The following is a 17,970-nucleotide window of genomic DNA, read 5'->3' as shown; positions in this document are numbered from 1 at the left end:
GGCTACTGGGCCGCGGCGTCGTCGTCGGCGCGGTCGACCCGATAAGGCTCGAGCTCTGGTGCGAGCGACTCGCGGACCTTGACGCGCAGGCGCGTACCGGTCTCCTCGTGCTCGGTGGAGAGGATCTCCGCGTCATTGGCGTGGAGCCGGTTGACGACCTCGCCGTGGCTGTACGGGACGAGGAGCTCCAGGAGCACGTTGGGCCGCGGGATCCGCTGCGAGATCACCTCGATCAGCTCGTCGATGCCGGCGCCGGTGCGGGCCGAGACCACCACCGTGCTCGGCTCGCGCTGACGCACCCGCTCGATGACGAACGGGTCGGCTGCATCGGCCTTGTTCAGGACGATGACCTCCGGCACGAGATGGGCGTCGACCTCGCGGAGGACTTCGCGCACGGCACGGATCTGGCTCTCCGGGTCCGGGTGGGAGCCGTCGACCACGTGCAGGATGAGGTCCGAGTCGGCGACCTCCTCGAGCGTGGACCGGAAGGCCTCGACCAGCTGCGTGGGCAGGGAGCGGACGAAGCCCACGGTGTCCGCAAGAGTGAAGCCGACCCCATCCGGGGTCTGCGCCTTGCGCACGGTCGGGTCGAGCGTCGCAAAGAGCGCGTTCTCCACGAGGACCCCGGCGTTGGTCAGGCGGTTCAGCAGCGAGGACTTGCCGGCGTTGGTGTAGCCCGCGATCGCAACCGCCGGCACGGTGTTCCGCTTGCGGTTGGCGCGCTTCGCCTCACGGGCGGGTTTCATGGCGGCGATCTCGCGGCGCAGCTTGGACATCCGGCTGCGGATGCGCCGACGATCCAGCTCGATCTTCGTCTCGCCGGGCCCGCGGGAGCCGATGCCGCCGCCTGCGGCGCCGACGCGGCCGCCGGCCTGCCGGGACATCGACTCGCCCCAGCCGCGCAGACGCGGCAGCAGGTACTCGAGCTGCGCGAGCTCGACCTGGGCCTTGCCCTCGCGGCTCTTGGCGTGCTGGGCGAAGATGTCCAGGATCAAGGCGGTGCGGTCGATGACCTTGACCTTGACGATGTCCTCGAGTCCGCGGCGCTGGGACGGCGCGAGCTCGGAGTCGACGACCACGGTGTCGGCGCCGGTCGCCGCGACGATGTCCCGGAGCTCGGCGGCCTTGCCGGAGCCGAGGAACGTCCCGGGATCGGGCTTGAGCCGGCGCTGGATGACGCCGTCGAGGACCTCGGAACCGGCGGTCTCGGCCAGGGCGGCGAGCTCGCGCAGCGAGTTCTCCGCATCCTCGGCCGTGCCCTCCGACCACACGCCCGCGAGCACGACGCGCTCGAGGCGCAACTGCCGGTACTCGACCTCGGTGACGTCCTCGAGCTCTGTCGACAGACCAGCCACGCGCCGGAGCGCGCGACGATCCGCAAGATCCTGCTGCTCGCCGTCGTGCTCGCTGTGCTCGGCCTCGAGGTCGGAGAGTTCGCGGGCGCGGCCGTCGAGTCCCCTCCGGCTGGGGGCGGGCGACGCCGCCGGGCCGGCCTCGGTACTGAGAATTCGGTCGATGACGGACTTGATCTCCGCGTCCGCTCGCTCGGCGGCCGTCGGCTCGCTGAAGCCATGGCCGTGGTCCTCAGTGCTGCCGGGGTCCGCGGCCGGCTCCGCCGTGTTCTCGGAGCCGGGAGGCCTCGGCGAGCTGGAGGACGAATCGGGGTGCTTTTGGTTGGTCATATTTCCTTTGCAATGACTGGTACATCAAGAATAGTCGCCGCCACCGACGAATTGGAGCTCAGCGCCTCAGCCGAGGGCGAATCCGTCCCGGCTCGGCAGCACCGGAGGACGGGGTGAGCCCCGTGACGGCGAGCCGGGGTCCTCGGGACGGGTTCGACCGCACGCTCCGGACAGGTTCCGACCGGACGCCGGCTCGGCGAGGTGAGTCGGCAACGACGCGTGGCCGACCGTCGGGCCAGGGTTGCGGGGCACGGCCTGGCAGTGCCGCCCTCTGCTCGGGCGACCCGAGCGGGTGTCCCCCGGGGGCTCGTCAGGCAGGGAGGAAAGTCATAGAGAAAACTCTATCACTCGTGGATTCGCCCGGGTGCGCCGGCAGAGAATAATCTTCCACCCATGGGTTCGGAGCATTATTTCAGCGCGCAGCCGGCAACCCCGGAGAAGCGCAAGACCATCAGCGTCCACCTGGGCGGCTCCGAGCGTCGCGTCCAGACAGCCGGAGGCATCTTCAGCCCGGACGGGATAGACAAGGGCACGGCCGTTCTCCTCTCGGAGGTCCCGGCTCCGGCGGCGACGGGCCATCTCCTGGACATCGGGTGCGGCTGGGGCCCGATCGCGCTCACCATGGCTCTGGCTTCACCGGAGGCGACGGTGCACGCCGTCGACGTCAACGAGCGCTCGCTGGGGCTCACCCGGGACAACGCGGCCGCGCTGGGTCTGGACAATGTTGTGGCGGGTCTGCCCGCATCCGTGCCGGCAGACCTGACGTTCGGCACCATCTGGTCCAACCCGCCCATCCGGATCGGCAAGGACGCCCTCCACGAGCTGCTGCTGACGTGGCTTCCCCGGCTCGCACCGGGCGGATCCGCCTGGCTGGTGGTGCAGAAGAACCTCGGCGCCGACTCGCTGCTGGCCTGGCTCCGGCGGAGCATGCCGGCGGACTGGGACGTCGAACGGGTCTCGACGGCCAAGTCCTTCCGCATCCTCCGCGTCGCCCGCCCGATGGACGACTGACACAGGTCGACGCGGTTCGACCGGCCTCGCGCGACGCTGCTCAGCCGAGCACGCCGTGCGCGACGATGACCGCTGGCCCGGAGAGCTCGACGCGTTCCTCGCCCTCGGTCCCGGTCAGGAACTTGACGGTCACCACGCCGCCGGGCACCTCCACGTCCCAGCGCTCCGCGGGGACGCCTCCGCTCCAGTGCCTGGTCGCGACGACGGCAGCGCACGCCCCGGTACCGCAGGACTGCGTCTCGCCGACTCCGCGCTCGTGGATGCGGATCCTGATCCGCCCCACGCCGTCCTGGACCAAGGGCTCCGCGGGCAGCACGTACTCGACGTTGGTCCCGTGCGGCGGCAGTGGCTCGACCACGGGTATGTCGTGGAGCCGCGCGCGCTCGAGCTCCCCGGCGTCCGACAGCGCGACGACGGTGTGCGGGTTGCCCATGTCCACGCTGAGGCCGGGGCGTCCCGCCTCGATCCCGCCGGTCTCCACGAGGGAGTCAAGGGCCCGCTCGGCCGCCTTGCCGGGGAACGTGAAGCGCCAGGTGCCCATGTCGACGGCGTAGCCGTTGTCGCTGCGGGTGACGAGCTTCAGCCCGGCCCGGGTTCCGACGGGCAGGACGTCGCCGTCGTTCAGCTCGGTCAGTCCCTGGTCCAGCAGGAAGTGCACGAAGACCCGGACCCCGTTGCCGCACATCTCGGCGATCGAGCCGTCCGAGTTGCGGTAGTCCATGAACCATTCGGCCTCGGGGTGGGCGGCGGCGAGGTCGGCCGCCTCGGGAAGGTCGCGGGTCCGGACGGCGCGGATGAAGCCGTCGCCGCCGATCCCCTGGTGCCGGTCGCAGAGCGCGGCCACGTGGGCGGCGCTGACGTCGTGGCGCGACTCCGGGTCGGCGACGAGGACGAAGTCGTTGCCGGTCCCGTGGCCCTTGGCGAACGGCAGGCCGGCGAGGTCGGTCAGGGATGCGGCGGCGGAAGTCATGGTTCCAGCGTAGTCGGTGCGCGGACGACGGCGTCGAGCGCTTCGGCCATCAGGCCGGGGCTCCGGGGGTCCAGCCAGGTGACGCGCGGGTCCGCGCGGAACCACGTCACCTGGCGCCGGGCGAACTGCCGGGTCGCGACGACGGTGGCCTCGGCGGCCCCTGCCTCGTCGAGCCGCCCGTCGAGGACGCTGAGGAACTGGGCGTACCCGATCGCTCTCGAGGCGGTCCGGCCCTCACGGAGCCCGGCCGCCTCCAACCGCCGCACCTCGCCGAGCAGGCCTCCGGCCACCATCGCGTCCACGCGTCGGGCGAGCCGGGCGTGGAGTTCGGGTCGGTCCAGGTCGAGCCCGATCTGGACCGTCGGGCGGACGTAGCGTCGCTGGGGCATGAAGGAACTGAACGGTCTGCCGGTCAGCGCGTGGACCTCGAGGGCGCGGACGAGGCGGCGCGCGTCGCCGACGCGCTCGGCCGACTCCGGGTCGACGGCGGCCAGACGCCGGCGGAGGACGGCTTCGCCGGCGCTGCGCAGCTCCCCCTCGAGTCGATGGCGGACGGCCGGGTCGGTGGGCGGGAACTCGAGGGCGTCGAGGGCGGCACGGACGTACAGCCCGGACCCGCCGACGAGGATCGGGTGCAGACCGCGCGAGGCGATGTCGTCGAACGCGGCCCGCGCGTCCCGCTGGAATCGCGCGACGCTGGCCTCCTCCGTCACCTCCATGATGTCTAGGAGATGGTGCGGGATGCCCCGACGCTCGGAGACGGGCAGCTTGGCCGTGCCGATGTCCATGCCGCGGTAGAACTGGAGCGCGTCAGCGTTGACGACCTCGCCTCCGAGCTGCTCGGCCAGACCGACCGCGAGGTCCGACTTCCCGGTGCCCGTCGGTCCGACGACGGCGACGACCGGCCGGGCGTCGGCGGGATCAGTTGCCGGCACGGCCGGGGATCGTCGGCATGCCCAGCGAGACGCCCTTGCCGCCGGCGGCGGGTGCCTGCGCCGGGGCCCCGCAGGACTCGGCCTGGGCCCGGTCCCACGCGTCGCCGGCGCGGGAGCGCCGCAGGCGGTACTGCTCCGGTCCCGCCGGGTCCGCGAGCAGGTGGAAGGGGGCGGCCGCAGTGACGGGGACGGTCACGAAGTCGCCGGGCCGCGGGGCCTCGGCGCCCTTCGGTACGGAGAAGTGCACGAGCCGCTGATCCGGTGCCCGCCCGGAGAGCCGGTGCGTTTCGCTGGACTTGCGTCCCGACTGGGCGGTGACCAGCAGTTCGAGGGTCTTGCCGACCTGCCTGCGGTTCTCCTCAGCGCTGATCCGGTCCTGCAGCGCGATGAGCCGTTCGTAGCGTTCCTGCACCACGGCCTTGGGCAGCTGGTCGGCGAGCTCGGCGGCGGGTGTGCCGGGCCGCTTCGAGTACTGGAAGGTGAAGGCGCTGGAGAAGCGGGACTGCTCGACAACGTCGAGTGTGGCCTGGAAGTCCTCCTCCGTCTCGCCGGGGAAGCCCACGATGATGTCGGTGGTCACGGCGGCGTCGGGCATGCGCTCCCGCACCTTCTCGAGGATGCCGAGGAACTTCTTGGACCGGTAGGAGCGCCTCATGTCCTTGAGGACCTTGTCGGAGCCCGACTGCAGCGGCATGTGCAGTTGCGGCATCACGTTGGGGGTCTCCGCCATCGCGTCGATGACGTCGTCGGTGAAGGACGCGGGGTGCGGACTGGTGAAGCGGACGCGCTCGAGGCCCTCGATCCCGCCGCACGCGCGCAGCAGCTTGCCGAAGGCGAGACGGTCGCCGAACTCGACACCGTAGGTGTTCACATTCTGCCCGAGCAGCGTCACCTCGACGGCACCGTCCGCGACGAGGGCCTCGATCTCGGCGAGGATGTCGCCCGGGCGGCGGTCGCGCTCCTTGCCGCGGAGCGCGGGGACGATGCAGAAGGTGCACGTGTTGTTGCAGCCGACGGAGATGGAGACCCAGCCGGAGTACACGTTGTCGCGCTTGGTCGGCAGCGTCGAGGGGAAGACCTCGAGCGACTCGAGGATCTCCAGCTGCGCCTCGTCGTTGTGGCGGGCCCGCTCGAGGAGCGCCGGGAGGGAACCGACGTTGTGCGTGCCGAAGACGACGTCGACCCAGGGCGCCTTCTCCAGGATCGTCTCGCGGTCCTTCTGGGCGAGGCAGCCGCCGACGGCGATCTGCATGCCGGGCCGCTTCTCCTTCACCGGCGCCAGGATGCCGAGGTTGCCGTAGAGCTTGTTGTCCGCGTTCTCGCGCACAGCGCACGTGTTGAAGACCACGACATCGGCGGGCTCCGCCCCGCTCTCGGCCCGGACGAGCCCCGCGCCCTCGAGCAGGCCGGAGAGGCGCTCGGAGTCGTGGACGTTCATTTGGCATCCGAAGGTCCGCACCTCGTAGGTGCGCGTTTCGGCGGCGTCCGGGGTGCTTGCGCCGGGGGCTGCGATCGCGGGGGTTGTCAGACTCACCCGTCTAGGGTATCGAACTCGTCCGGGTCGCCGTCCTCGCCGGCGGCCGCGAGGGCCTCGTTGACGACTCCGAAGGCCATGCCGCCCCCATAGCCCTTGCGGACCAGCATCGAGACGAGCCGACGGACCGTCTTGTCCCGGGGCTCCCCCGGCCTGCGGACGCGGAGCTTCTTGTCGACGAGCTCGCGGGCCGCCGCACGCTGGTCGTCATCGCTCAGCTGCTCGAGCGCCTCGGCGATGTACTCCGGATCTACTCCCCGCTGGAGCAGTTCGCGCCTCAGCGCGCTGGCGGCGAGCCGGCGCGTAGTGGACCGGGTGCGGACCCACATCATGGCGAAGGCCCGGTCGTCGACCAGTCCGAGCTCCTCGAACCGGTCGAGGAGGGCGTCGGCGGTGTCCTGCGGGACCTCGCCGGCGGCCAGCTTCTCGGCGAGCTGCTGGCGCGTCCGGGCGACCATCGAGAGCTGGCGCAGGATGATGGCGCGGGCCTTGGCCTCGGCTTCCTCCGGGGTCAGCTCGAGGTCATCGCTCTCCCCGCCTCCGCGTCCGCCGTTGGCCCGCTTCCGTCCAGGCCGAGCCTCGCCCGCAGCGAAGGGATCCGCCGCGTCCGCCCCGGCCGGAACGCCCCAGGGGGGAGCGCCCGTGGAGGATGGATCCCGGGGTTCGGGGCCGGAGGCTGCCGAGCCGGCGGTGTCCCCGGACGGCTCGCTGCTCGCGGACTGGACGGCCGCGGCGGCGAACCAGTCCGGTGGCTCGAGGCCCTGCGTGGCCTCGAGGACCCACGCGGGGGTGTCCGCCGTGGCGTCCTCGCCTTCAGTCGGGGCGGCCCCACCCTTCCTTCGTCGCGTCGAGGATCCGCCCGCCGGGCTGGCCGTCGCCGGTCCGGCCTTCCGGGAGCGCCGCCCGGCGGCGGGGTCGCGGTGGTCGGCTCCGCGGCTGCGTGCGCCCGGCGTCCCGGCCCGGGCACGGGGCCCGGCGGTCCCGTCGCCTGCGTCGGTCAGGCCGGACCAGTCCGGCGGGGATCCTGATGGCAACATGGTGGCCTTTCGGTCGGCTCGGACGGGTGCCGGTGGAGACGACGAAGCGCAGCGGGGACCGTGGTTCCCGCTGCGCTTGGCCGACTCTAGTCGTCGTCGCCGACGGCCCGGAGAGTCGTCTCCTCCTCGGGCTCCGCGACAACGCCGACGCCGAGCTTCTCCTTGATGCGGCGTTCGATCTCGACCGCCAGGTCCGGGTTGTCGCGCAGGAATCGGCGCGCGTTCTCCTTGCCCTGGCCGAGCTGGTCGCCGTCGCAGGTGAACCAAGCGCCCGACTTCTTGACGATGCCGTGCTCGACGCCCATGTCGATCAGGCTGCCCTCGCGCGAGATACCCACGCCGTACAGGATGTCGAACTCGGCCTGCCGGAAGGGCGGGGCCATCTTGTTCTTGACGATCTTGGCCCGGGTGCGGTTGCCGACCGGGTTGGTGCCCTCCTTGAGGGTCTCGATCCGACGGATGTCGATGCGTACCGACGCGTAGAACTTCAGGGCCTTGCCGCCCGTGGTCGTCTCCGGGCTGCCGAAGAAGACGCCGATCTTCTCACGGAGCTGGTTGATGAAGATGGCCGTGGTCTTGGTTTGGCTGAGTCGGCCGGCAATCTTGCGCAGGGCCTGGCTCATCAGGCGGGCCTGGAGGCCGACGTGGCTGTCACCCATCTCGCCCTCGATCTCGGCGCGCGGCACAAGCGCGGCGACCGAGTCGATGACCACGATGTCGAGGGAGCCGGAACCGACGAGCATGTCCATGATCTCCAGTGCCTGCTCGCCGGTGTCCGGCTGGGAGACCAGGAGGGCGTCCGTGTCGACCCCGAGCTTCTTGGCGTACTCGGGATCGAGGGCGTGCTCCGCATCGATGAACGCGGCGATGCCGCCGTTCCGCTGCGCGTTGGCGACCGCATGGAGCGCGACCGTCGTCTTGCCCGAGGACTCCGGCCCATAGATCTCGACGACTCGGCCCCGCGGCAGACCGCCGATGCCCAGCGCCACGTCCAGCGCGATGGAGCCGGTCGAGATGGTCTCGATCGGTGCGCGGACGTCGTCGCCCAAGCGCATGATCGAACCCTTACCGTACTGCTTGTCGATCTGCGCGAGAGCGGACTCAAGCGCCTTCTCGCGATCCATTGCTGGTGCCATGATTCACCTCAAGTTGTTCTGGCCTGCGCGGCGTTTTCCATTGATCCCCACGCTAGACGCCGTCACCCACAGTATGGATCCGGCGGCTGCCTTCTGTGGAAAAAGCCGCACCGTGGACTGGGAAGTTCACTGGACCCCAGCCTACCGCCGACCGAACACATTTTCGAATGCAGGCTGCGGCGTGTCGTCCCCCGTGTTCGAACCGGCGGTCGAGCGATGCCCACACGATTCGAAACAGGGCACGGCGAGGATCCGCGCCCGGACGGCCGGCCGGCGTGCGGCCGCGGGGCCGCCGGCCTCACCGCGGCGGTTTCACGTCGCGCCCGAGCCTTCTGGCCTCCGGCACCTCCTGCATCTCGCAGATGGCCAGCCAGATGTCGCGGGGATCGCTGCCGTCCCTCAGTGCACGGACGGCGGTCCGACCGCCGAAGCCCGGGAGCACCAGGTCCTCGGCCAGGACGTGGGCGTAGCCGGTCCCGAACTCGTCCTCCATGAGCCGCCAGAAATCGCTGTTTCGCACGCGGCCATTGTGGCATGCGGCGCCGCGGCGGAGGCATCGGCCCACGTTGCGGCCCGCGCAGCACAACCCCTCCCGTGGAGGGCGGGCGCTCTAGGATTGAGCCATGAGTTCGCACGAGGTCCCGTCCGATGCCGAGCGCCAAGAGGCCATCAATGCCATGGAGGAGCAGCTGAGCCTGCTCTGGCGGCGGTCCCGGGCCATCGGCAACAAGGTCGCCCGCAGCGTCCACCCGGACATGGAGCCGGGCGCCTACGGTCTGCTCCGCACGCTGCAGCGCTGCGGCGCGATGCGCCTGACGGAGCTCGCGGCAGAGATCGGCGTCGGCAAGCCGACGGTCAGCCGGCAGGTCTCGATGCTCGAGTCCATCGGCGTCGTCAGCAAGGAGGTCGACCCCAGCGACGGGCGTGCGCAGACCATCTCCCTCACTCCGGCGGGGGCCGAGCAGCTGGCAGCGGCCCAGACCGCCCGCCGTCGGGTCTTCCACACCCTGCTGGAGGACTGGCAGGACGAGGAACTCGCCGAACTCGCGGGCCTCCTCGGCAAGCTGAACCGGACCTACCAGAAGGACCAGCTCTGACGCGGATCCGGACGGGACCGCGTGCTCCTCGCCTGCCGTGTCCTCAGCCGAGGGCCGTGCTCTCGGCGTAGGCGGCGAAGACCTCCTCGGTCGTCTCGGCCGACTGGAAGAACTCGCGGCGCAGAATCTCTGCCAGCTGCTCGAGCGTGAAGTCGAGCTGGCGTGCGGCGAGCTGCACGGAGGGTTCCGGACGCGGACTCGCGGCGTCGCGGATGCCCAGGGCGCACGGCAGCACGCCGGCCAGGGACAGGTCGCTGCTGGCCTCCTGGAAGTAGAAGGCCTCCGGATGCTGGGCGAAGTCGACCCGCACGCGCCCGATCTCGTCGGCGAGCCCCTCGAGCAGGCGCGCCAGGCCGTCCGCCTCGAGGCGGGGGATCGTCTCGGCGGCTCCCGTCCTGTCCAGGCCGGAGAGCTTCACCGCGAGGGAGCGTCGACGCGAGAGCGGCGGATAGATCTGCGTGAACCAGGTCAGCGCGGCCGTCAGCACGGCGAACCCGCTGAGGGCCTCGAGCGGCGCGACGACCTGCAGCCACGGGTCGACGGGGACGACGTCGCCGTAGCCCAGCGTGGAGAGCGCGACGACGGAGACGTACAGGGCGTCGGCGAGGCCCGAGTAGTCGCTCGGGTCGAGCCCGCTCCCGACGACGAAGCCCTCCGGCAGGTGGGGGAGGTACACCAGCGCCCAGCCCAGGGCGATGAGCATGACCCAGAGGCAGATGACGAGGACCATCGCGACAGGCCCCACGGCGGATCCGAGGCGGTGGCCGAGCCCCTTCGAGATCCGCCACACCCCCCGCAGCACGAAGCGGCTGGTCCTCCCCTGGCCCGTCGGGCGGAGCAGGGTCTGGAACATGTCCACCGCCCCGAAGAGCACGAGCCCCAACCCGGCGACGGTACACAGCACGTCCATGGCGCTGGCTCCTCCCTGGAAACACGGACGGCCCTCCTGCGCCGAGCAGGAGGGCCGCCGTCATCGACTGGTCGTGGGGCCTAGGAGGCCATGGGCTGCGGCGACTTCGGCCATTCCGGAGTGAGGTTCTTGCCGAACTCGTTCGTCAGCTCGCTCGGGACGGTGTCCGGCACGCCGACCCCCTCGGCGAGGGCGACGCGATCGCTGACTTCGCGGAGCATGAGCGCGAGCGGAACGTCCAGCGCCCCGCAGATGGACGACAGGAGCTCGGACGATGCTTCCTTCTGGCCCCGTTCAACCTCGGACAGGTAGCCCAGGGAGACGCGGGCGTTGTGCGACACCTCGCGGAGGGTGCGACCCTGACGCTGACGGAAGTCCCGGAGGACCTCGCCGATCTCGTGGCGTAGGACAACCATGCTGCGCTCCTTGTGGTCTCGACGATCTTCTTCTGCCGTGCCCACGTCACGCCAACGGACGACGCCGTTGATGGTGATGGGCTGCTTGACCATTGGTATTGCCGTTCTCCTTCATAGAAAACACCGCCGTGTGCGATGTAAGGGGCTCGCTGTTCGCTGAAGCCCTTCATCCTGTCCAACGGTGCCGCCGGGGTTTTTGTTCCCGATGCCCTCACCCTAGCCGCAGCGCGGCGGGGATCACCAGTAGACGCACGTCACATGTGGGGAATGCTGAGCTTGCGGTCAGGCGACCGGACGCTCGACGATCCGATCGGCCAACGCTGCGAGTGCGGCGTCCCGCGCCGCGTGCCGGATCTGCACCCGCGTCCCCGCCGCATCCAGTTCGACGACGCCCGTCCCCTCCGCATCGGCCCACCCGATGTACACGGTGCCGACCGGCTTGCCGTCGTGGGCCGAGGGCCCCGCCACGCCGGTCGTCGAGACCGCGATGTCGGCGCCGCAGGCCGCCCGCGCTCCGGCGGCCATGCTCCGCGCCACCTCCGGATCGACGCTCCCGCGCTCGGCGAGGAGCTCCTCCGGGACCCCCAGCAGCCCGGACTTGACCGCGTTGTGGTAGCTCACCACTCCCCCGCGCAGAACCGCCGACGATCCGGGGACGTCGGCAAGGGCGGCAGCGACGAGGCCGGCCGTCAGCGACTCGGCCGTCGCGACGGTCAGACCCTGTTCCGTCCCACTCGCCACGATCGCCGCGGCGAGCTCCGCCCCCTCACCGGACGGCACGGCGCCGGGCGCCGCACGGCGGCCACGACTCGAGCCGCTCACGAACGCTCGCCTCCGTCGGCCTCGCGCCCCGAGGTGGCGGCAGCGCGGAGCCGGATGGCGTCGACGACGTAGACGATGCCGGTGTACAGCGTGAGTGCCACGGCGAGCCACATGATCGCCAGGGCAACCACTCCCAGCCACGCGATGGTATGGGCGATCGGCAGCAGCAGGAGGAAGATCCCGAGCGCCTGCGTGACGGTCTTGAGCTTGCCGCCCTTCGAGGCGGGCATGACCCCGTAGCGGATCACCACGAATCGCATGACGGTGATGCCCCACTCGCGCACGAGGATGATGCCGGTGGCCCACCAGGACAGCTCGCCGTAGAGGGAGAAGAGCACCAGCGCCGCACCGGTGAGGAGCTTGTCGGCGATGGGGTCCGCGATCTTGCCGAAGTCCGTGATGAGGCCGCGGCTGCGCGCGAGGTCGCCGTCGAGCTTGTCCGTGTACATCGCCAGGGCGAACACGCCGGCCGCGGCCCAGCGCCATCCGGCGTACTGCGGTTCTCCGCCGGGGGCGTCCAGGACGAAGAGCCAGGCGAACAGCGGCACCATGACGATGCGCAGGACGGTCAGCACGTTGGCGATGTTCAGCGTGGGCACCGGGGCGGGGTTCGAGCGGGGTTCTGTCACGGTTTCAGGCTACCTGCCGGTCAGCTGCCAGGCGTCGTCGTCGCCACTGTCGTCGTCGCCGTCGTAGTAGTCGACGGCTTCCGGGACGCCGGCCTCCTGGTCCGCCAGCACGTCGTTGGAGTACTGCTGGGCACTGGCGTACTCGCGCGTCTCCTCAGTGTGGTTGGCGTTGGCGTTGTCCACGAGCGCGGCGTCGGCGGCGGAGACGTCGGAGGCGCCGGCCGGGGGCGTGTCGCCCCTGATCGCGGCGAGCACCCCGGGGAGGTCGTCCGGCTTCACGAGGACGTCGCGGGCCTTCGAGCCCTCCGACGGCCCGACGACGCCGCGGGACTCGAGCAGGTCCATGAGCCGGCCGGCCTTGGCGAATCCGACGCGCAGCTTGCGCTGGAGCATCGAGGTGGAGCCGAACTGGGTGGTGACGACGAGCTCGGTGGCTTGGAGGAGCACCTCCAGGTCGTCGCCGATCTCCTCGTCGATCTGCTTCTTCGGCGCCTCGACGGCGACGTCCTCCCGGTAGACGGCCGAGAGCTGGCTCTTGACGTGCTCGACGACCCGGTGGATCTCCGACTCCGTCACCCAGGCACCCTGGACGCGCATGGGCTTCGAGGCGCCCATGGGCAGGAACAGGGCGTCGCCCTGGCCGAGGAGCTTCTCGGCGCCGGGCTGGTCGAGGACGACGCGGGAGTCGGTGACCGAGCTCGTCGCGAACGCCATGCGCGAGGGGACATTGGCCTTGATGAGGCCGGTCACGACGTCGACCGAGGGGCGCTGGGTGGCGAGGACCAGGTGGATGCCGGCGGCGCGGGCGAGCTGGGTGATGCGGACGATCGAGTCCTCGACGTCGCGCGGGGCGACCATCATCAGGTCCGCGAGCTCGTCCACGATCACCAGCAGGTACGGGTAGGGGCGCAGGACGCGCTCGCTGCCCGGGGGCGGGGTGACCTTACCGGCGCGGACCGCCTTGTTGAAGTCGTCCAGATGCTTGAAGCCGAAGTTGGCGAGGTCGTCGTACCGGGTGTCCATCTCCTTGACGACCCACTGGAGCGCCTCGGCGGCCTTCTTCGGGTTCGTGATGATGGGCGTGATCAGGTGCGGCACGCCCTCGTAGGCGGTGAGCTCCACCCGCTTGGGGTCGACCATCACCATGCGCACCTCGTCCGGCGTGGCCCGCATGAGGATGGAGGTGATCATCGAGTTCACGAACGAGGACTTGCCCGCGCCGGTGGCGCCGGCGACGAGCATGTGCGGCATCTTGGCCAGGTTCGCGACGACGAACCCGCCCTCGACGTCCTTGCCGACGCCCATGACCATCGGGTGGTCGGTCTTGCGGGCGGCGTTGGAGCGGAGCACGTCGCCGAGGACGACGACCTCCTTGTCGGCGTTCGGGATCTCGATGCCGATGGCGCTCTTGCCCGGGATCGGCGAGAGGATGCGCACGTCCGAGGACGCGACCGCGTAGGAGATGTTCTTGGAGAGCGCGGTGACCTTCTCCACCTTGGTGCCCGGCGACAGCTCGATCTCGTAGCGGGTGACCGTCGGCCCGCGGCTGAACCCGGTGACCTGCGCGTCGACCTTGAACTGGTCGAGGGTCTGTGTGAGGGCCTCGACGACGGCGTCGTTCGCCTCGGAGCGCTCCTTGGCGGGCGGGCCCGGCGGGAGGAACTCCGAGGGCGGCAGGGTATAGGCGACGTCGCCGGCCAGCTGGAGCTGCTCGGTGCGCTGCGGGATCGGCGGCAGCGGCGCCTTGGCGATGGGCCGGGTCGCGTTCTCGGGGGCGAGCGCCTGGTTGACCGCGTCCGCGTCCAGGGCCTCGGTGGCCGGCTCGGCGGGGGTGCCCGCGCTGGAGGCGGACGACGGCGTCGCGGCCGCCGGGTCGGCCTCGGGCCCGCCGAGCCCGATCTGCTCCTTCATCCGGGCCATGGCCTTCTCGGCCGCCGTCGGACGGCGGACGCCCGGCGGCACGGAGGGTGCGGCCGCCAGGTCGATGGCCTCGGTCTTCGCCTCGCCGGCGTCGTCGTCGGACTCGGCGATGACGGCCTGCTCGTAGGCCGCGTCGCCGGTGAAGCCCTCGTCCTCGGCGTCGAAGACCTCGTCCTGGCCCTTCCGGTCGCGGGAGAAGAGCGACTTGCGCTTCTCCTTGGGCGGCTTCCCGCCCGCCGCACCGGCCTTGTCCCGCTCGTACAGGTAGCTCTGGTCGTGCTCCTCCTGCCGCTGGCGCTTCTCGCGCTCCCACTGCGCGTCCGACTCCGCGTCCTGGCCGACGAGCCAGCGGTACCCGGTCCGCACGCGCTCGGGGATGCGCTTCAGGGGCGTCGCCGTCGTGATCATCAGGGACAGGAGGACCAGCAGCGCCATGACGGCCAGAGCGCCCCAGCGCGAGAGCAGGCCCGCCAGCGGCGACGTGAGCAGGTAGCCGAGGACGCCGCCGCCGGCCCAGAGCTGCTCGAAGGCGTCGTTCACGGTCGGGATCCCGGCGACGCAGTGGGCGATGCCCGCACCGCCGGCGATGCCGACGGCGAAGCCGATGCCGACGCGGTTGTTGGTGGCGTCGTCCTCCGGGTAGCGGAAGAGTCGGAGCGCGCCGATCAGCAGGACCAGCGGCAGCAGAACGGCCATGTACCCGATGGAACCGGCGGCGATGTTGTGCACCCAGGTGCCGAATCCGCCGACGTCGCGCAGCCCCCACCACTCGACGACGGCGACGACGAGCGCCACGACGACGAGGAAGAGCCCGGTCCCGTCGCGGCGCACCTCGAGTTCGGGACGAACCGTGCTGCCGATCTGGCGGAAGGCGCCGCCCACCATGCGGGCGATGCCCATCCAGGCGCCGCGGACGGCCCGGACGGGCCACGGGAAGTCGTGCTGGACCGGGGCGTTCTTCGCCCCGCCCTTGGCCTTGCCGGTCGATCCGGACCCGCGCGCGCCGGAGGAGCGCGTCGACTGGGAACGCGCGTTGGAACTGGGCCGGCGGGGTGCGGTGCGGGTGGCCATGGGCCCACCGTACCGCCTGGGGCCGCGCTCGCCCCGGATTTACACGGTCGGCGCTAGGCCTCGAGGACCACCGGCACGATCATCGGACGGCGCCGCAGCTTGCGCCCGATCCACGCGCCGATGACCCGTCGCACCACCTGCTGGAGCTGGTGCGTGGTGTGTGTGGGATTGTTCCGGACGGCCTCGGCGAGGGCCTCCGCGATGCGGGGCCGGATCTCCTCGAACACGGCGTCGTCCTCGGCGACGCCGCGGGCGTGGATGTCCGGGCCGGACACGATGGTGCCGTCCTGGCGGTTGACCACGGAGATCACGGAGACGAACCCCTCCTCGCCGAGGGTCCGCCGGTCCTTGAGGTCGTCATCGGTGACCGCGCCGACCCTGGACCCGTCGACGTACACGTAGCCGCACTCGATCTGGCCGACCTGGCGTGCGACGCCGTCGCGCAGGTCCACGACGGACCCGTCCTCGGTCAGCAGGACGCTCTCCGCGGGAACCCCCGTGGCCTCGGCGAGGCGGCCGTTGGCGATCAGGTGCCGGGTCTCCCCATGCACGGGCATGACGTTCCGGGGCTTGATGATGTTGTAGCAGTAGAGCAGCTCGCCGGCGGAAGCGTGGCCGGAGACGTGGACGCGGGCCGTGCCCTTGTGGACCACCTCCGCGCCCAGGCGCATCAGCCCGTTGATCACCCGGAAGACGGCGTTCTCGTTGCCGGGGATGAGCGAGGAGGCCAGGACGACGGTGTCGCCGGCTCCGACGCGGACCGCGTGGTCGCCGTTCGCCATGCGCGAGAGCGCGGCCATGGGCTCGCCCTGGGATCCGGTGGACATCAGGACCTGGCGGTCCTCCGGGACCTCGTCGATCCGCTTCAGGTCCACGAGGATCCCCTCCGGGACGTCGAGGTAGCCGAGCTGGGCGGCGATGCCCATGTTGCGCACCATCGAGCGGCCGACGAAGGCGACCTTGCGCCCGTGCTCGCGAGCGGCGTCGAGGACCTGCTGGACGCGGTGGACGTGCGAGGAGAAGGAGGCGACGATGACGCGCTTCGGGGCTGCAGCCATGAGCCGGCTGAGGACGGGGCCGATCTCCTGCTCCGCCGTCGTGAAGCCGGGGACGTCGGCGTTCGTGGAGTCGGGGAGGAACAGATCCACGCCCTCCTCGCCGACGCGGGCGAAGGCGCGCAGATCCGTGATCCGGCCGTCGATGGGCAGCTGGTCCATCTTGAAGTCGCCCGTGTGCAGCACGGTCCCGGCGGTGGTGCGGACGAACACGGCCAGCGCGTCGGGGATGGAGTGGTTGACGGCGATGAACTCGCAGTCGAAGGGGCCCAGCCGCTCGCGCTGGCCCTCGGCGACCACGAGCGTGAACGGCTTGATGCGGTGCTCGGCCAGCTTGGCCTCGACGAGGGCGAGGGTCAGCCGGGAGCCGATGAGCGGGAGATCGGCTTTGAGCCGGAGCAGGTACGGGACCGCCCCGATGTGGTCCTCGTGCCCGTGCGTGAGGACCACGCCGACGACGTCGTCCAGCCGGTCCCGGAGGTAGGAGAAGTCCGGGAGGATCAGATCCACACCGGGCTGGGTCTCCTCGGGGAAGAGGACGCCGCAGTCGACGACCAGCAGCTTGCCGTCCAGTTCGAAGACGGTCATGTTGCGGCCGATCTCGCCGATGCCGCCGAGCGGCACCACCCGGAGCGTCCCGGGCTGGAGTTCCGGCGGCTGGTTCAGGCGGGCGTCGTCGGCCAGGGCCACGGAGGTCGCGCTCACGGGGCTCCCCCTACAGGTCCCAGCCGGCCTCCGCGAGGTCCGCGCGGATCGCCGCGGCCTCGGACTCGGACGGCTCGACGAGGGGCAGGCGGACGGCCGGGTTCGGCAGGACGCCCTGCCAGTGGAGGACGGCCTTGGCCGCGACGGCGCCCTGCGCGTGGGTCATCACGGCGCGCTGGATCGGGTCGATCGCGAAGTGGGCCCGGCGGGCCGCGGCCAGATCGCCGGCGTGTACCGCGTCGACGAGCTCGCGGAACAGCGGTGCGGCCACGTGGGCCGTCACGGAGACGACGCCGACGGCGCCGGCGGCCATCAGCGGCAGCGTGAGACCGTCGTCGCCCGAGTAGACGTGCAGGTCGGTGTTCGCCAGGACGCGCGTGGTCGCCTGGTAGTCGGCCTTGGCGTCCTTGAGCGCGATCACGCGCGGGTGGTCGGCCAGGCGGATGATCGTCTCGGTGGACAGCGCGATGCCGGAGCGGCCCGGGATGTCGTAGAGCATGATCGGCAGCTCGGTGGCCGCGGCGATGGCCTCGACGTGGGCGATGACGCCGGCCTGGCTGGGCTTGTTGTAGTACGGGGCGGTGACCAGCACGCCGTCGACCCCGAGCTCGGCGGCCTCGGTGGTGAGGTGGATCGAGTGGCGGGTGTCATTCGTCGTCGAGCCGGCGATGACCTTGGCGCGGCCGCCCACGGCCTCGACCACGGCCCGGAACATGCCCAGGTTCTCCTCGTCCGTCAGGGTGGAGGTCTCACCCGTGGTGCCGGTGACGACCAGCGAGTCGCAGCCCTCGTCGACGAGCTTGGTCGCCAGGGCGGCCGCCTGCTCGTAGTCGACGCCGCCGTCGCGGGTGAACGGGGTGGCCATGGCGACGGAGAGCGTGCCGAACGGGAGGTCCGGGCGGGCGGCAGCGACTGCGGGGGCGGCGGCGGTGTCAGACATGGCCCCCACGTTACCGTCTGGGCGGACCGCGCGTCGCGTCGGAGACGCCGCGTTCCGGTCCGCCGACGCGTCCGGCGCGCACGTCGGGCGGGCGCGGCCA

16 protein-coding genes are annotated in these 17,970 nt (G+C 71.2%); 2 read left to right on the top strand and 14 right to left on the bottom strand.

What is annotated here, in order from left to right; all coding sequences use genetic code 11:
- Positions 1 to 2: 2 nt before the first annotated feature.
- On the bottom strand, positions 3 to 1,682 hold the full coding sequence (hflX, locus tag RIN46_RS07135; protein ID WP_309080174.1) for a GTPase HflX: 1,680 nt from the start codon (positions 1,680 to 1,682) through the stop codon (positions 3 to 5).
- A 393-nt stretch (positions 1,683 to 2,075) separates the two neighbouring features.
- Between hflX and RIN46_RS07130 the strand changes: the two genes are divergently transcribed.
- Positions 2,076 to 2,693 carry a methyltransferase gene (locus RIN46_RS07130; protein WP_309080175.1) on the top strand — a complete coding sequence of 206 codons (618 nt, stop codon included), beginning with the start codon at positions 2,076 to 2,078 and terminating at the stop codon, positions 2,691 to 2,693.
- A 40-nt stretch (positions 2,694 to 2,733) separates the two neighbouring features.
- Here the strand turns inward: RIN46_RS07130 and dapF are convergent, their stop codons facing one another.
- The 6 genes from dapF to RIN46_RS07100 form a co-directional block, all read right to left on the bottom strand.
- Complete coding sequence (gene dapF, locus RIN46_RS07125) at positions 2,734 to 3,663, bottom strand: diaminopimelate epimerase (RefSeq protein ID WP_309080176.1); 930 nt, start codon at positions 3,661 to 3,663, stop codon at positions 2,734 to 2,736.
- Positions 3,660 to 4,598, bottom strand: coding sequence for a tRNA (adenosine(37)-N6)-dimethylallyltransferase MiaA (gene miaA / locus RIN46_RS07120; protein ID WP_309080177.1), 939 nt, complete (start codon positions 4,596 to 4,598; stop codon positions 3,660 to 3,662). The genes dapF and miaA overlap by 4 nt, the downstream gene beginning before the upstream one ends.
- The gene (miaB, locus tag RIN46_RS07115) at positions 4,585 to 6,132 is read right to left on the bottom strand and encodes a tRNA (N6-isopentenyl adenosine(37)-C2)-methylthiotransferase MiaB (protein ID WP_375141840.1); all 1,548 of its coding nucleotides are present in this window, start codon (positions 6,130 to 6,132) and stop codon (positions 4,585 to 4,587) included. The genes miaA and miaB overlap by 14 nt, the downstream gene beginning before the upstream one ends.
- On the bottom strand, positions 6,129 to 7,169 hold the full coding sequence (locus tag RIN46_RS07110) for a RecX family transcriptional regulator (RefSeq protein WP_309080178.1): 1,041 nt from the start codon (positions 7,167 to 7,169) through the stop codon (positions 6,129 to 6,131). Before RIN46_RS07110 ends, miaB begins: the two co-directional genes overlap by 4 nt.
- A gap of 86 nt (positions 7,170 to 7,255) precedes the next feature.
- A complete protein-coding gene (gene recA, locus RIN46_RS07105; RefSeq protein WP_309080179.1) occupies positions 7,256 to 8,305 on the bottom strand; it encodes a recombinase RecA in 1,050 nt (349 codons plus the stop codon).
- A gap of 298 nt (positions 8,306 to 8,603) precedes the next feature.
- Positions 8,604 to 8,825 (bottom strand): DUF3046 domain-containing protein, encoded by a 222-nt coding sequence (locus tag RIN46_RS07100; RefSeq protein ID WP_309080180.1) that lies wholly within the window; start codon positions 8,823 to 8,825, stop codon positions 8,604 to 8,606.
- Positions 8,826 to 8,928: 103 nt separating this feature from the next.
- On the opposite strand from RIN46_RS07100, the gene RIN46_RS07095 reads away from it, so the two are divergent.
- A complete protein-coding gene (locus tag RIN46_RS07095; protein WP_309080181.1) occupies positions 8,929 to 9,402 on the top strand; it encodes a MarR family winged helix-turn-helix transcriptional regulator in 474 nt (157 codons plus the stop codon).
- Between the two features lie 43 nt (positions 9,403 to 9,445).
- Here the strand turns inward: RIN46_RS07095 and RIN46_RS07090 are convergent, their stop codons facing one another.
- The 7 genes from RIN46_RS07090 to dapA form a co-directional block, all read right to left on the bottom strand.
- Positions 9,446 to 10,312: an ion channel gene (locus RIN46_RS07090; RefSeq protein ID WP_309080182.1), complete on the bottom strand. Its 867-nt coding sequence runs from the start codon at positions 10,310 to 10,312 to the stop codon at positions 9,446 to 9,448.
- A gap of 80 nt (positions 10,313 to 10,392) precedes the next feature.
- Positions 10,393 to 10,821: a helix-turn-helix transcriptional regulator gene (locus tag RIN46_RS07085; RefSeq protein WP_309080183.1), complete on the bottom strand. Its 429-nt coding sequence runs from the start codon at positions 10,819 to 10,821 to the stop codon at positions 10,393 to 10,395.
- 189 nt (positions 10,822 to 11,010) lie between these two features.
- Positions 11,011 to 11,550 (bottom strand): CinA family protein, encoded by a 540-nt coding sequence (locus RIN46_RS07080; protein WP_375141841.1) that lies wholly within the window; start codon positions 11,548 to 11,550, stop codon positions 11,011 to 11,013.
- Positions 11,547 to 12,179, bottom strand: coding sequence for a CDP-diacylglycerol--glycerol-3-phosphate 3-phosphatidyltransferase (pgsA, locus tag RIN46_RS07075; protein WP_309080184.1), 633 nt, complete (start codon positions 12,177 to 12,179; stop codon positions 11,547 to 11,549). The genes RIN46_RS07080 and pgsA overlap by 4 nt, the downstream gene beginning before the upstream one ends.
- Positions 12,180 to 12,188: 9 nt before the next feature.
- A complete protein-coding gene (locus RIN46_RS07070; protein ID WP_309080185.1) occupies positions 12,189 to 15,170 on the bottom strand; it encodes a DNA translocase FtsK 4TM domain-containing protein in 2,982 nt (993 codons plus the stop codon).
- Between the two features lie 53 nt (positions 15,171 to 15,223).
- Positions 15,224 to 16,930, bottom strand: a complete 1,707-nt coding sequence (locus tag RIN46_RS07065) for a ribonuclease J (RefSeq protein WP_375141842.1) — start codon at positions 16,928 to 16,930, stop codon at positions 15,224 to 15,226.
- A gap of 10 nt (positions 16,931 to 16,940) precedes the next feature.
- On the bottom strand, positions 16,941 to 17,870 hold the full coding sequence (gene dapA, locus RIN46_RS07060; protein WP_309080186.1) for a 4-hydroxy-tetrahydrodipicolinate synthase: 930 nt from the start codon (positions 17,868 to 17,870) through the stop codon (positions 16,941 to 16,943).
- Positions 17,871 to 17,970 lie beyond the last annotated feature (100 nt).

The sequence above is a fragment of the Zhihengliuella sp. genome, assembly GCF_031178195.1.
Lineage (GTDB): Bacteria > Actinomycetota > Actinomycetes > Actinomycetales > Micrococcaceae > Zhihengliuella.
This window is presented reverse-complemented; position numbering and strand designations above follow the sequence as displayed.